At 64.2% G+C, this 12907-nt stretch carries 14 protein-coding genes; 7 read left to right on the top strand and 7 right to left on the bottom strand.

Features of this window, described 5'->3' with window-relative positions; all coding sequences use genetic code 11:
- The first annotated feature begins 54 nt into the window (after positions 1 to 54).
- Positions 55 to 363, top strand: a complete 309-nt coding sequence (locus AC3A6Y_RS02615; RefSeq protein WP_487866668.1) for a plasmid stabilization protein — start codon at positions 55 to 57, stop codon at positions 361 to 363.
- A 13-nt stretch (positions 364 to 376) separates the two neighbouring features.
- Here AC3A6Y_RS02615 and AC3A6Y_RS02610 read toward each other — a convergent pair whose 3' ends face one another.
- Positions 377 to 565 (bottom strand): hypothetical protein, encoded by a 189-nt coding sequence (locus AC3A6Y_RS02610; RefSeq protein WP_487866667.1) that lies wholly within the window; start codon positions 563 to 565, stop codon positions 377 to 379.
- A 421-nt stretch (positions 566 to 986) separates the two neighbouring features.
- Between AC3A6Y_RS02610 and AC3A6Y_RS02605 the strand changes: the two genes are divergently transcribed.
- Positions 987 to 1658, top strand: a complete 672-nt coding sequence (locus AC3A6Y_RS02605) for a hypothetical protein (protein WP_487866666.1) — start codon at positions 987 to 989, stop codon at positions 1656 to 1658.
- Positions 1659 to 1859: 201 nt separating this feature from the next.
- Here the strand turns inward: AC3A6Y_RS02605 and AC3A6Y_RS02600 are convergent, their stop codons facing one another.
- Positions 1860 to 2858, bottom strand: coding sequence for a hypothetical protein (locus AC3A6Y_RS02600; protein WP_487866665.1), 999 nt, complete (start codon positions 2856 to 2858; stop codon positions 1860 to 1862).
- Positions 2859 to 3033: 175 nt separating this feature from the next.
- Between AC3A6Y_RS02600 and AC3A6Y_RS02595 the strand changes: the two genes are divergently transcribed.
- Together AC3A6Y_RS02595 and AC3A6Y_RS02590 are read left to right on the top strand one after the other, a co-directional pair.
- Positions 3034 to 4233 (top strand): M20 aminoacylase family protein, encoded by a 1200-nt coding sequence (locus AC3A6Y_RS02595; RefSeq protein ID WP_487866664.1) that lies wholly within the window; start codon positions 3034 to 3036, stop codon positions 4231 to 4233.
- Positions 4234 to 4262: 29 nt separating this feature from the next.
- The gene (locus tag AC3A6Y_RS02590) at positions 4263 to 5243 is read left to right on the top strand and encodes a tripartite tricarboxylate transporter substrate-binding protein (protein WP_487866663.1); all 981 of its coding nucleotides are present in this window, start codon (positions 4263 to 4265) and stop codon (positions 5241 to 5243) included.
- 24 nt (positions 5244 to 5267) lie between these two features.
- Here the strand turns inward: AC3A6Y_RS02590 and AC3A6Y_RS02585 are convergent, their stop codons facing one another.
- Both AC3A6Y_RS02585 and AC3A6Y_RS02580 read right to left on the bottom strand, forming a co-directional pair.
- Positions 5268 to 6473: a hypothetical protein gene (locus tag AC3A6Y_RS02585; protein WP_487866662.1), complete on the bottom strand. Its 1206-nt coding sequence runs from the start codon at positions 6471 to 6473 to the stop codon at positions 5268 to 5270.
- Positions 6474 to 6476: 3 nt separating this feature from the next.
- On the bottom strand, positions 6477 to 7478 hold the full coding sequence (locus AC3A6Y_RS02580; protein WP_487866661.1) for a hypothetical protein: 1002 nt from the start codon (positions 7476 to 7478) through the stop codon (positions 6477 to 6479).
- A gap of 180 nt (positions 7479 to 7658) precedes the next feature.
- Here AC3A6Y_RS02580 and AC3A6Y_RS02575 point away from each other — a divergent pair, with 180 nt between their 5' ends.
- On the top strand, positions 7659 to 7817 hold the full coding sequence (locus AC3A6Y_RS02575) for a hypothetical protein (protein WP_487866660.1): 159 nt from the start codon (positions 7659 to 7661) through the stop codon (positions 7815 to 7817).
- Here AC3A6Y_RS02575 and AC3A6Y_RS02570 read toward each other — a convergent pair.
- Both AC3A6Y_RS02570 and AC3A6Y_RS02565 read right to left on the bottom strand, forming a co-directional pair.
- Complete coding sequence (locus AC3A6Y_RS02570; protein ID WP_487866659.1) at positions 7790 to 8689, bottom strand: c-type cytochrome; 900 nt, start codon at positions 8687 to 8689, stop codon at positions 7790 to 7792. The two genes, AC3A6Y_RS02575 and AC3A6Y_RS02570, sit on opposite strands and share 28 nt — an antisense overlap.
- Positions 8689 to 8823 carry a hypothetical protein gene (locus AC3A6Y_RS02565; protein ID WP_487866658.1) on the bottom strand — a complete coding sequence of 45 codons (135 nt, stop codon included), beginning with the start codon at positions 8821 to 8823 and terminating at the stop codon, positions 8689 to 8691. The genes AC3A6Y_RS02570 and AC3A6Y_RS02565 overlap by 1 nt, the downstream gene beginning before the upstream one ends.
- Before the next feature lie 95 nt (positions 8824 to 8918).
- On the opposite strand from AC3A6Y_RS02565, the gene AC3A6Y_RS02560 reads away from it, so the two are divergent.
- The gene (locus AC3A6Y_RS02560; RefSeq protein WP_487866657.1) at positions 8919 to 9605 is read left to right on the top strand and encodes a TetR/AcrR family transcriptional regulator; all 687 of its coding nucleotides are present in this window, start codon (positions 8919 to 8921) and stop codon (positions 9603 to 9605) included.
- Positions 9606 to 9687: 82 nt separating this feature from the next.
- On the opposite strand, the gene mdeB is transcribed toward AC3A6Y_RS02560, so the two are convergent.
- On the bottom strand, positions 9688 to 12324 hold the full coding sequence (mdeB, locus tag AC3A6Y_RS02555; RefSeq protein ID WP_487866656.1) for an alpha-ketoglutarate dehydrogenase: 2637 nt from the start codon (positions 12322 to 12324) through the stop codon (positions 9688 to 9690).
- Between the two features lie 106 nt (positions 12325 to 12430).
- Between mdeB and AC3A6Y_RS02550 the strand changes: the two genes are divergently transcribed.
- Entirely contained in the window at positions 12431 to 12904 is a 474-nt protein-coding gene (locus AC3A6Y_RS02550; RefSeq protein WP_309959718.1) for an Lrp/AsnC family transcriptional regulator, read from the top strand.
- Positions 12905 to 12907 lie beyond the last annotated feature (3 nt).

The following is a 12907-nucleotide window of genomic DNA, read 5'->3' as shown; positions in this document are numbered from 1 at the left end:
GTGAGCCTTCACGCGCGCAGGATGCGGGCCTCACCCGCATTCAAGGAGTGACACATGCCCAGAGGTGACAAATCGTCCTATACGGACAAGCAGAAGCGCAAGGCCGAGCACATCGAGGAAGGCTACGAGAAGCGCGGCGTGGGCGAGAAGGAAGCCGAGCGCCGCGCGTGGGCCACGGTGAACGCCGAGAGCGGCGGCGGCAAGAAGAGCGGCTCCGGCCGCGGCAAGGCCGAGAACCACGCGCCCTCGCGCAAGGGCGGGCACAAGGGCGGTGCGGCTTCGGCCGGCCGCACGGCGGCCCAGCGTTCGGCCTCGGCCAAGAAGGCCGCTGCCACGCGCAAGCGCAACGCAGCCGCCCACTGAGCGCAGCGGCTGCTCAAGGCAGGGGCTGAGTCCCGCTGCGCTTGAGCACCTCCGCCAACTGAAGCTCGACGGCGAACAGGCGCTCGTTGAGCACCGCGGTCTGAAGCCGGATGGCTTCGATGATCGCGCGCGTCGCCGGATCGGGCGCGTTGTTCGAGAGTTCCTGAAGCTCGTGCAGCTTCCTGCGCAGTTCGTTGCTCATCGTGGTGCCCTCCTTTGACGATCGAGTGGGTGAGATCGTAGGGGCACGTGACGTGCTTCGCCAAGCGGTGAATGGGTGCTTTGCGCTTCGCCTCATTTCGCCCCAGGCAGGCCCCATGCTGGCGGCTGCCGCGCCCGATTCGCCGATTCAGAAGCTCGTCGACGTGGCACAGATCTATTCCGCACAGAGTCCGGGCAACCTGACGATGATCGAGTTCGTGAAGGAGATCAGATCGCGAATGAAGCACCCTCCGCCCCCACCTCCGCCGCTTGTCGCGATGCCGCCGACCGGCCCGTTGATCGGCCCGAGCCCAGCCCCGCCGGGGTATCCCATGTACGTCCCTCCACCGCGGCGCTAGCCCCCAAGCATTCCCTCGACTCAATCTCCCGATGATGACCTCGTCGATGCTGCGCCCGGTCTTGTGGCTTTCGATCGCGGCACTGGCGCGCAACCATTCCGTGTAGCGAACCGCTTGCCCGAGGCCGAGCCCAACGGTCGGGCCGAACGGCGGCTCTGTGGCGCGCAGCAGTTCGGCCATATCTTCGGACGATTTGAGGAACGACACGGCGTTGAACTCTTCTCCGCTGTTGAGGGCCATGACGAGGACATCGCGGCCCATCAGGTTGCCTGCGCCCCGAATTTCTGCAAGAAACTCTTTTTGTTTTTCTTTAGGGGAGCTGGGAATCAGATGAGCCAGCTCCTGAAAATACGTGTCGATATCCAATGCTCCATTCTCCAGGGCCTTTTTCAACACCAATTCCGTTCCAATCTGATAGTCCAGCCGCGCGTATTTGATCGCTGCCTGGGCGGCAAGTTGCTTGTCTGGGTCGGCAGCCAAAATCTTCAGATCGAACGCAATATCATTGTTTGCGCCCGTTGTATTTTCTTTGTTGTGAAGGTCGGCCAATATCCGAATAAGCGGAATTTTCTCGTCAGAACTCAGAGTGCCGCCATGCAAAAGGGCGCGTGCAAGATTCACCGATTGAGCCGTAGCGGGAACGCCTTTAAAGTAGATTTCATCCATCGCATTGCGGCCTTCCAGCCCCGGTCGCGGCTTGTAGGAATGCAGAGGATTTTGTTCATCTGTTTTTGAGGCCGCGATGACGAGATCGGCCTTGTATTTCATGGCGCCGCCTGCTCCTGGCGTGCTTGGCGATACAGGAATATCGGCGTAGCTCTGATTGCTGGGAAGAACAATGGCCGCTGGTGTATGGTCGATACGATAAAGAATAAGCACAACTGCTAGAAGGCCGGTTACGCCGAGGAGAGGTGGAAACAACTTTTTCATGCTAATTTAACCGGCATAGGCTTTCAGCTTGTTAAAGATGCTCAATGGGGTTATCACGGTTCTCAATTCCATGGTGAAATTGATCCAGCGTCGTATCGGATGGTTAAGGGAAAGCGCGGGTATGTTTATTGGAGTGCCATAGGCGTCTGTGATGTTCGCCTCATAAGCATTAAAAATGTTTAATATATAAGTGTCGCATCGATATGTACCCTGCCGCGTGGAGCGATCTGGATATCGGGGCGTCGCGGGCGCATATTGTGCAAGATGCGTATATTCCGCACCAATTGCGAGGATTTGAAATGCGCGTAGTGCCATTCCAAATCTGGCATCGACGGTTTTATAAGATGACGGGCCGCAATAGTCTGCGAAGCAGCCGGTAACAAAGTAATCAGGGATCTTCGGAGCGGCCGCTCCCCAGTATCCGTTGTAGGCCCGCTGCTTGAAATTGATGAGGGTGTTGTACGCAACGGCGTTAGGCTTTCCATCATTCAAGACTTCGTAGACGCCCCCCAATCCATCATATAAACCTATGTGCCCAAGCCATGCATAGGGCATGTTGTTTTCCATGTTGCGGCCGACCACATCAGCCCGATATTTTGGATCTTGGACCACTGTGTCGACACCGATATTCCAGAGTGGCTGGCCATTTTGGTAGATTACGAGATTGCCATCGGTCTGTGCGGCGATGTATGCGCCCGGACGGCCATAGGTACCTGTATGCCACAGCGCGTTCCAGTAAATGTCGTAAACAACAAAATTACCATCTCGCTGCATGACGGCAAGGTGGCCGCCTCTGTTCTGCGTAGAAGTATGCCAGCGTGCGGACCAATCTGACGTTCTGTAGTACACGAGATTGCCGTCATGTTGCATCACCAGCTGATATCGACCATCGTCCGAGGAAAGAGACTGGCCTTTATAAATTACCTGATCGGGATATAAATTCGCAGAATTGGCAAGACCGATCATCCAAAACATAAAAACTGTAAATACGATCAGAACTCTCATTTTTTCCCCTGAGATTTTTGGTGCGCCGGATCTTAGGGGTGCGGAGGACGATCCTTTTCACGACGAGACAATTGGTCAGATTCCGCGGAACTGAGAGGTAGCGTTTTGAGGGCGCCGCGGACCGCGACCCCCAGGCTGGTCCAGAATGCGTGGCGAACTTCCCGCCCGCCTCCCCATGAACCTCGCCGACTCCTTCGCCGACTTCACCCGCTTCGTCGACATCCGCCGCGACATCCATGCCCACCCCGAGCTGGGCTTCGAGGAACACCGGACCTCCGACAAGGTGGCCAGACTGCTGGCCGAGTGGGGCATCGAGGTGCATCGCGGCATCGCCGGCACCGGCCTGGTCGGCGTTCTGCGCCGGGGCAGCGGCACGCGCAGCATCGGGCTGCGCGCCGACATGGACGCGCTGCCGCTGCACGAGGCCAACCAGTTCGCGCACCGCTCCACGCACGACGGCCGCATGCATGCCTGCGGCCACGACGGCCACACCACCATGCTGCTGGCTGCCGCCTGGCACCTCGCGCAGCAGGGCAGCCGGTTCGACGGCACGGTCAACTTCATCTTCCAGCCGGCCGAAGAGATGGGCAAGGCGGGCGCGAAGAAGATGATCGAGGACGGGCTCTTCGAACGCTTCCCGTGCGACGCCGTCTTCGCGCTGCACAACTTCCCGGTCGGCGAGGTCGGCCGCTTCGCGCTCAACGAGGGCGCGCTGATGGCCTCGAGCAACACCTACAAGGTCACGCTGCGCGGGCGCGGCACGCACGCATCGATGCCGCACACGGGCGTGGACCCGGTCGGCGCGGTGATCGCGCTGGCCCAGCAGCTGCAGACCATCGTGCCGCGCAACGTCGCCAGCACCGAGCGCGCGCTGGTCGCGGTCACGCAGCTGCAGGGTTCCGACGCGCCCAACGTGATCCCGGACCTCGCCTCGGTCGGCGGCACGGTGCGCACCTTCTCGATTCCCGCACTCGACCGCATCGAGCAGCGCCTGCGCACGCTGGCCGAGCACGTCGCGCTGGCCCACGAGTGCAGCGCCGAGGTGAGCTTCGTGCGCGCCTCGCCGCCGGTGGTGAACCACCGCGACGAAGCCCGCTTCGCCGCCGCCGTGATGCGCGAGGTGGTGGGCGAGCAGATGGTCACCGACGACTTCCCGGCCGTCATGGGCGCCGAGGACTTCGCCCACATGCTGCTGGCGCGGCCGGGCTGCTACGCCTTCCTCGGCAATGGCGACGGCGACCACCGGCTCGCCGGGCACGGGCCGGGGCCGTGCATCATCCACAACACCTCCTTCGACTTCAACGACGAGATCATCCCGATCGGTGCCAGCTACTTCGTGAAGCTGGTGGAGCGCTGGCTCCCGGTCGTTCCCTGAATCCCTTCACCACGAAAGCGGCCGCGACGATGTCCTTCTCCTCCAATCGACGTTCCCTGGTCCTTCTCGCCGCCGGCCTGCCCGCGCTGGCGGGCCTCGGCCGCGCGCAGGCGCAGCAGCAACAGCGTGTGATCCGCATGGTGGTGCCCTTCGGCACCGGCGCCGTGCAGGACACGGTGGCGCGTGCCTTCAACAGCGAGCTGGGGGCGGCGCTCAACGCCAGCGTGATCGTCGAGAACCGCGCGGGCGCCGGCGGCACGGTGGGCGCAGCGCTCGTGGCCAAGGCGCCGGCGGACGGCAACACGCTCATCCTGGCGGCGGCCAGCCACCACATTGCCGGCCACCTCTACAACAAGCTTCCCTACGACCCGCTCAAGGACTTCGTCGGCGTGGCCGAGATCGGCAACGCCGGCTACGTGGTCGTGGCCTCGAGCGACCTCAAGGTGGCGAACACGGCCGAGTTCATCCGCGAGGTCAAGGCGCATCCCGGCAAGTACAACTACGCCTCGGCCGGCAACGGCAGCGCCACGCACCTGGCCATGGCCTCCTTCCTCGCCAAGGCCGGGCTGCAGATGACGCACATCCCGATGAAGTCCACCGGCGAGGCGGTGAACGAGCTGCTGGCCGGGCGCGTGCAGGCCGTCACCTCGTCGAGCATCGGCGTGATGGGGCTGCAAAGCGATGCGCGCATCAAGCCGCTGGCCTCCACCGGCAAGGTGCGCAGCCCCTTCCTGCCCAACTTGCCGACCGCGCACGAGAGCGGCCTGCCGGGCTACCAATTCGACTCCTGGATCGGCGTGCTCGCGCCCGCCGGCACGCCCCCTGCCGAAGTCGAGAAGCTCCATGCGGCGATCGCCAGGGTGATCGCCGAGCCCGCCATGCAGGAGCGCCTCACGCGCCTGGGCATCGAGCCGCGCAGCTCGAGCACGGCGGACTTCCAGAAGCTGCTGCGGGCGGACTGGGAGACCATGGGCGCGGTGGTCAAGGCATCGGGGGCGAAGATCGACTAGGCGGCGGGAAGCCGCGGAGAGCGGCTATTGCCGCGGTGGAGCAACGTACATGGGATATCCCGGAGGGGCCGGGCTCGGCCCGACGGCGGGACCGGTGGGCGGCATGAGAACGACCGGCGGGGGCGGGGGCGGCGGGTTCTTCATCTGCGCCCTGATCGCCTGCACCATGGCGGCCATGTTTTCGTTCTGGGGGCTCTGAGAGGAATAGACCTGCGCGACGGCGACGAGCTTTTGAACGGGCGAGTCGGGCGCGGCCGCTGCCAGCATGGGGCCCGCTTGGGGGGAGATAAGAAAGCTCATGACCTTGCGCTCGTCGGTGTTTGGCCGGCTCAATCTCGCAAGGATGAACTCGTCGATGCTGCGTCCGGTCTTGTGGCTCTCGATGGCGGCGCTGGCGCGCAGCCATTCGGTGTGGCGAACGGCATCCCCAAGGCCCAACCCCACGAGCGGGCCAAATTGGGGCTCCGTTTCGCGCAGGAACTCGGCCATGTCTTCGGATGTTTTCAGAAACGACACGGCGTTGAACTCCTCGCCGCTGTTGAGGGCCATGACAAGGACATCGCGGCCGATCTGGCTACCGGCGGCGCGGATTTCTGCCAGGAATTCTTTTTTCTTGTCCAGTGGTGCGCCGGGCACCAGATGGGCCAGCTCCTGAAAATATGCATCGGTATCGAGGGCCCCGTTTTCAAGCGCCTTCTTCAGCACGACTTCGGTGCCCGGCAAGTAGTCGAGTCGCGCATAGCTTGTTGCGGCCTGAGCGGCGACTTGTTTGTCGGGATCGCTCGCCAAGACCTTTAAATCGAGCGCAATGTCGTCGTTCGCGCCCGTTGTATTTTCGCGATTGTGAAGGCTTGCCAAAATTCGAATCATTGGAATTCTTTCGTCAGGACTTAGCGTCCCGCCATGCAAGAGCCCACGCGCGAGGCTCACTGATTGCGCCGTGGCCGCAACGCCTTTGACGTCGATCTCGTCCAGCGCTCCACGGCCTGCGAGTCCTGGCCGTGGTTTGTAAGATTGCAATGGATGGTGTTCATCTATTCCGGCGGCAGCGATGGTGACGTTGGCCTTGTACTTGGCAGCGCCATCCGAACGCGAAGGCTTCGATTGACGCGCTTCGCTCGCGCCACCGTTGTGCGGGTCAGCGGTGGCCTGCCAAGACGTGTTCTGATGGAGCAGGAGGGCCGTCGCCAGGATGGCGATTGCGAAAAGAATCCAGAGCGATTTACCCATGTGTCACCCCGCATAGTTTTTGAGTTTGTCAAAAATGGCTCGCGGGGTCACCAGTAGCTGTAGATATCCCTCCGTGAACGTCAGCCAGCGCTCTATTGCAGCATGCTCGGGGGCCAAGACATTGATGACGTAGCCATTCGCATTGGTGGGGTTGAGGTACAAAGCCTTGTAGATGTCCAGCAAGTAGGTATCGCAACGATAAAGGCCTTGCTTTGCCGACGAATTTTGCGTCCTGGGCATTGCAGACGTCGAGGCGGTAAAGTATGTGTATTTTGCTCCGATCGCCAGAATTTGAAATGCTCGCAGCACCATCGCCCGCCTTATATGCACGGTTTGATAACCTGAGGTGCCGCAATAGTCATTGAAGCAGCCGATCCCATAGAAATCAGGAATCTTGGGGGAAGCTCCACCCCAGTATCCGTTGTAGGATCTTTGCTTGAAATTGTCGAGCGTGTTGAATGCAACGGCGTTGGGTTTGCCATCATTGAGTACTTCGTAAATACCCCCGGCGCCGTCAAATAATCCAATGTGACCAAGCGCCGAGTAGGGCATGTTGGTTTCCATGTTGCGGCCCACCACATCGCCTTGATATTTCGGATCCTGGATCTGTGGAGTATCAGCTCCAATATTCCACAACGCTTGCCCATTTTGATAAACCACCAGATTGCCGTCGCTCTGTGCGGCAATGAACGCGCCTGGACGACCATTGGTGCCTGTTTGCCAGAGTGGCCTCCAATTAACATCGTATATGACAAAATTCCCATCCCCTTGCATGACGGCCAGATGCCCGCCAGTCGTGTGTGTGGAGGTCCACCAACGAGCAGACCAGTCGGACGTTCTGTAATAAACGAGATTGCCGTCGCCTTGCATGATCAGCCGATATCGACCGTCGTCCGAGGACAGGGATTGGCCTTTGTAAATGACCTGATCTGGATAGATATTCGCAGAATTGGCAAGGCCTGCCATCGAAAACATGAAGACGGCGAGCAAGATCAGAGCTCTCATTTTTTTCCTCTTGGGTTTCTGAGGCGGCCGATCTTATGCAGTCAGTGAATGATCCTTTCTGCGGCGAGACAATTTGTCAGATTTAGTGAAAGCAAGGACTCGATTTCTAGAACAGGTTGAAATGGAAACTGGTGCTTTGGCACCGGCACCGGCACCGGCACCGGCAAAGTGCAGGACGCGGTGGCGGACGCTTTCAACTGCGAGCTGGGGGCGGCGCTCAACGCCAGCGCGATCGTCGAGAACCGCGCGGGCACGGGCGGCACGCCGGGGCGCCGCCGCGGCGGCCTTGGCCGGCCGCGAAGATCGGGCGCTCAGCCCGGCGGCAAGCTCTTCAGGTAGAGAAAGAGCGCCCGCACGTCGGTGTCGTTCATCTGGCCGAGAGACCCGAAAGGCATGACCTTGATCGGCGTGCCGTCGGGCCGTTTGCCGGTCTTGAACATGCGCGCGAAGGCGTCGGCATCGGGATAGCGCGGCATCGCATTGCCTTCGCCGGGCGTGAGTCTGGCCGCGGCCGGCCAGTCGGGCGGGCCGCCGGGGATCTTGCCGCCCGCCAGCTTGGGGCCGTGGCAGCCCAGGCACATGTTGGCGACATAGGCGCCATGCGCCACGTTCACGCCATCGGCAACGGGCTGGGCCGGCGGCAGCGCGTGGTCGATCTTGGCGGCGGCATCGTGCACGAGGCCGAATCCGTAGAGGGCACGCACCGGCAGCGGCAGCTCGACCACGGCAGCACCGCCCTGCACGGGCGCGAGCTTTCGGATGTACGCCACCAGCGAGGCCAGGTCCTCGTCGGTCAGGCGGTTGTAGTCCTCGCTGGGCATCACCATCAGCGGCCGGCCGCCGCGGGCGACGCCATGGCGGATGGCACGCACCCAGTCCTCGGGCGCGTAGCCGGCCACCGCGCTGCCGGGGCCGGGGCTGATGTTGGGGCCGGCTATGCGCATGCCCTTGCCGTCGTCGAGAAAGGTGCGGCCGTCGCCATGGGCGCCGTGGCAGTCGACGCAGCCGCGCGAGGCGAAGAGATAGCGCCCGCGCTCGACGGCCGCCGCGTCCTCGCGGTAGGCCACGGGCTGGACCGCGATATCGAGCTTGCGCTGCATCTTGTGGCGCGCGAGCTGCTCGCCCGCGAAGAGCGCGGCGGCGGCGAGCGCGACCAGGACGAGCAGCGCCACGGCGGAGCGCTTGAGCCAGCGGCGTGCCCCTGTCGACATCATGCGAGCTCCTTCGCCCGGCCCGGCGCGCCGTAAACCCTGCGGGCGATCGGGCCGGTCTGGCAGAAGCTCGCCCATCGCGCGGGGCGGCGCACTTCGAACACCTGGTAAGCGAGACGCAGATCGGAGGACATGGCAAACTCTCTTTCGTGGACGGTTCGAGTAAAAATGGTTGGTATGTACAAAAATGAATGATGCTGTGAATTTCGGAAACCCGTCAATACCACTTTTGCCAGATGCCCTGGCCGAGAGCGTATGGCGCCCGCGGCCCGGCTTGCCCAAGCGCGAGCGGACGCGGGTCCAGCTGGTGCAGGCGGCCATCCGCGTGTTCACGGCGCGCGGCTTCGCCGGTGCGACGATGCAGGAGCTGGCAGCAGTCGCGGGCATGACCACCGGCACGGTCTACAACCACTTCAAGACCAAGGAGGATGTGGCGCGAGCGGTGGCGTTATTGCTCGCCGACACGCTGTGCCGTCGCATCGACGACAGCCAGCGGGGCATCGCCGAGGGCGCGCAGCGCATGGCCATCGGCAACCAGCGCTACATCTGGCTGGCCGAGCAAAGCCCGCAATGGGCGCTGATGACACTGGACGTGGCGGCCGCCGCGCCCGAGCTGCTGCTGGAGATCCGCGACTACGTGCTGGCCGACCTGCGGCTGGGGGTGAAGCAGAAGGCTTTTCGAATTCCCAGCGAGGCTGCGGCGATGGACATGATCAACGGCACCATCGCGCAGGCCATGCGCAGCGTGGCCTTCGGGCTCGCGCCCCCGAACCATGGCCGCGAGGTGGCGACGTGCGTGCTGCGCGGGCTGGGGATGGACGCTGCGGCGGCCAGGGAGGTGGCGCATCGGCCGCTGCCGCCTTTCCCGCCGCTCGGCGAGGCGCCGGCCGCGCAGGCGAAAGGAAAGAAGGGGTAGGGGGCGGGGCGAGCGTCAGGGCATTGCCTGACGCCTGATGGGGTCAGGGCACCAGGCCCTCGATGCACGCGCAACGCTCGTCTCACGCAAGCGCATGGCGCGCCGCCCGAACGATGCTCGCGGCATCCACGCCGAAGAAGCGCCGCAGCGCCGCACGCGTGTCGCTGCGCCCGAAGCCGTCGGTGCCCAGCGTGAGGTAGCGCCGCTCCGCAGGCAGGAAGGCGCGGATGCTTTCGGGCACGGCGCGCACGTAGTCCGTGGCGGCGACGACCGGGCCGCTGCCGCCCGCGAGCTGCTGTGCGATGAAGGGCCGGCCCGGTTCGGCCTCGCCCGCCAGCGCGCGCGCCTCGCAGGCCTGCCCGTCGCGCGCCAGCTCGCTCCAGCTGGTGACGCTGAAGACCTCGGCAGCGATGCCTTCTTCAGCCAGCTGCTGCGCGGCCTTGAGCACTTCGGTGAGGATCGCGCCCGAGCCCAGCAGCGTGACCCTTCGGCCCTCTCCGGCGGCCGCCTGGAAGCGATAGCACCCGCGCAGCACATCGGCCTCCACGCCCGGCGGCAGGTCGGGTTGGGCGTAGTTCTCGTTCATCAGCGTGACGTAGTAGAAAACGTCCTTCTGCTCGACCATCATCTCGCGGATGCCCGCGTCGACGATCACCGCCATCTCGCCCGCGAAGGCCGGGTCGTAGGCCTTGCAGTTGGGAATGGTGGCCGCGACGAGGTGGCTGGTGCCGTCCTGGTGCTGCAGCCCCTCGCCGCCCAGCGTGGTGCGCCCGGATGTGGCGCCCAGCAGAAAGCCGCGCGGGCGCTGGTCGGCCGCGGCCCAGATCTGGTCGCCCACGCGCTGGAAGCCGAACATCGAGTAGTAGATGTAGAAGGGCAGCATCGCGAGCCCGTGCACGCTGTAGCTGGTGGCCGCGGCCGTCCAGCTCGCGATGGCGCCGGCCTCGCTGATGCCCTCTTCCAGGATCTGGCCGTCGGTCGCCTCGCGGTACGAGAGGACCGAGCCGATGTCCTCCGGCGCATAGCGCTGGCCCACGCTCGAATAGATGCCCACCTGCTTGAAGAGATTGGCCATGCCGAAGGTGCGCGCCTCGTCGGCCACGATGGGCACGATGCGCGGGCCCAGCGCCGTGTCCTTCATGAGGTTGCCCAGCATGCGCACGAAGGCCATGGTGGTGCTCATCTCCTTGCCGGCGGCAGCCACGGCGAACTGGGCGTAGGCGGCGATGCCGGGCTTGGCGACCGGGGCGCACGCGGTCTCGCGCCGCGGCATGCTGCCGCCGAGCGCGGCGCGCCTGTCCTTCAGGTAGCGCATCTCGGGGCTGTCCTCGGCCGGCTTGTAGAAGGCGGCCTGCGCGGCCTGCTCGTCGGACAGCGGCAGTGCGAAGCGGTTGCGAAACTCGATCAGGTCGTGCTCGTCCAGCTTCTTCTGCGAGTGCGTGGTCATCTTGCCCTGGCCCGCTTGCCCCATGCCGTAGCCTTTCTTGGTATGGGCCAGGATCACGGTCGGCTGGCCGCGGTGCGCGGCGGCTGCGGCGTAGGCGGCGTGGATCTTCACCAGGTCATGGCCGCCGCGCTTGAGGCGGTCGATCTGCTCGTCGGTCAGGCCCTGCACCAGCCGCGCGAGCGCCTCGTTCTGGCCGAAGAAGGTGTCGCGGTTGTAGCGGCCGTCTTTGGCGGCGAAGGTCTGCATCTGGCCGTCCACCGTGTTGGCGAAGGCGCGCATCAGCGCGCCTTCGGTGTCGCGCGCGAACAGGCCGTCCCAGTCGCTGCCCCAGACCAGCTTGATCACGTTCCAGCCGGCGCCGGCGAAGAGCTTTTCCAGCTCGTCGATGATGCGGCCATTGCCGCGCACCGGACCATCGAGGCGCTGCAGGTTGCAGTTGACCACCCACACCAGGTTGTCCAGGCGCTCGCGCGCGGCCAGGGTCAGTGCGCTCATCGATTCGGGCTCGTCCATCTCGCCATCGCCGAACACGCCCCACACCTTGCGTCCTTCGCAGTCGAGCAGGTTGCGGTGCGTGAGGTAGCGCATGAAGCGCGCGTGGTAGATCGAGCTGATGGGACCGATGCCCATCGAGCCGGTGGGGAACTGCCAGAAGTCCGGCATCAGGTACGGGTGCGGATAGCTGGAGAGACCGCGCGCGCCGCTGCCGCTTTGGAAGGCCGGTGCCGTGAGTTCCTGCCGGTAGTGCTGGAGGTCCTCTGCGCAGAGGCGTCCTTCCAGAAAGGCACGCGCGTAGACGCCCGGCGCACTGTGCGGCTGGAAGAACACGAGGTCGCCGCGATGCCCATCGGTCCTCGCGTGGAAGAAGTGGTTGAAGCCCGTCTCGAACAGATCCGCCGCGCTGGCATAGCTGGCGATATGGCCGCCCAGCTCGCCGTAGGCCTTGTTGGCGCGCACCACCATCGCGAGCGCGTTCCAGCGCATCAGCGAGGCCAGGCGCTCCTCGATCGCCAGATCGCCGGGGAAGGGCGGCTGCGCCTCGGCGGCGATCGTGTTGACATAGGGCGTGGCCAGCTCGGGCTGCCAGGCGATGTGCCGTGCACGCGCGATGCGTGCCAGCTCGTCCAGCATCCAGCGCGCGCGCTCGGGGCCGTGCGTCTCGGCCAGCGCGGCAAAGGACTCGCGCCATTCGGCAGTCTCGGCCGGGTCGGCGTCGTCCAGAGGGACGTCGAGCAGGGCGCGCAATGGGTCGGCGGGAATCGGAGCGTTCATGAGCCGCACTTTAGGCCGTGATTCATGGAATGAGCTGCCGTTCGAGCAGCATCCATCCTCATGTCGCGGCATAAGATGCGGCGATTGAGGTATTTCAAGGCATTTCATGCAACTGGACGCGATCGACCTGCGCATCCTCGACGAACTGCAGCGCGACGGCGCGCTCTCCAACGTGGCGCTTGCGCGGCGCGTCCACCTGTCGCCCTCGCCCTGCCTGGCGCGGGTGAAGGCGCTGGAGGCGGCGGGCGTGATCCAGCGCTACGTGGCGCTGGCCAATGCGGCCGCGCTGGGCCTGGGGCTCAACGTGTTCATCTCGATCAGCCTGCGCACGCAGAGCAAGCAGTCGCTGGCCGACTTCGAGCAGCGCATCGCCGAGCACGACGAGGTGATGGAGTGCTACCTGATGACCGGCGACAGCGACTACCTGATCCGGGTCGCCGTGGCCGACATCGCGGCGCTCGAGAAGTTCATCCTCGAGCAGCTGACGCCCATTGCGGGCATCGAGAAGATCCGCTCGAGCTTTGCGCTCAAGCAGGTGCGCTACAAGACGGCGCTGCCCTTGCCGGCGGCGCCGCCTTGAAGG

Source organism: Variovorax sp. Soil_C_17, assembly GCF_057657265.1.
This window is presented reverse-complemented; position numbering and strand designations above follow the sequence as displayed.

What these genes read in the sequence shown, in the direction of transcription:
- AC3A6Y_RS02615 (WP_487866668.1), top strand. Translation starts at nt 55, where the DNA reads ATGCCCAGAGGTGACAAATCGTCCTATACGGACAAGCAGAAGCGCAAG.
- AC3A6Y_RS02610 (WP_487866667.1), bottom strand. Translation starts at nt 565, where the DNA reads ATGAGCAACGAACTGCGCAGGAAGCTGCACGAGCTTCAGGAACTCTCG.
- AC3A6Y_RS02600 (WP_487866665.1), bottom strand. Translation starts at nt 2,858, where the DNA reads ATGAGAGTTCTGATCGTATTTACAGTTTTTATGTTTTGGATGATCGGT.
- AC3A6Y_RS02595 (WP_487866664.1), top strand. Translation starts at nt 3,034, where the DNA reads ATGAACCTCGCCGACTCCTTCGCCGACTTCACCCGCTTCGTCGACATC.
- AC3A6Y_RS02590 (WP_487866663.1), top strand. Translation starts at nt 4,263, where the DNA reads ATGTCCTTCTCCTCCAATCGACGTTCCCTGGTCCTTCTCGCCGCCGGC.
- AC3A6Y_RS02585 (WP_487866662.1), bottom strand. Translation starts at nt 6,473, where the DNA reads ATGGGTAAATCGCTCTGGATTCTTTTCGCAATCGCCATCCTGGCGACG.
- AC3A6Y_RS02580 (WP_487866661.1), bottom strand. Translation starts at nt 7,478, where the DNA reads ATGAGAGCTCTGATCTTGCTCGCCGTCTTCATGTTTTCGATGGCAGGC.
- AC3A6Y_RS02570 (WP_487866659.1), bottom strand. Translation starts at nt 8,689, where the DNA reads ATGTCGACAGGGGCACGCCGCTGGCTCAAGCGCTCCGCCGTGGCGCTG.
- AC3A6Y_RS02565 (WP_487866658.1), bottom strand. Translation starts at nt 8,823, where the DNA reads ATGTCCTCCGATCTGCGTCTCGCTTACCAGGTGTTCGAAGTGCGCCGC.
- mdeB (WP_487866656.1), bottom strand. Translation starts at nt 12,324, where the DNA reads ATGAACGCTCCGATTCCCGCCGACCCATTGCGCGCCCTGCTCGACGTC.
- AC3A6Y_RS02550 (WP_309959718.1), top strand. Translation starts at nt 12,431, where the DNA reads ATGCAACTGGACGCGATCGACCTGCGCATCCTCGACGAACTGCAGCGC.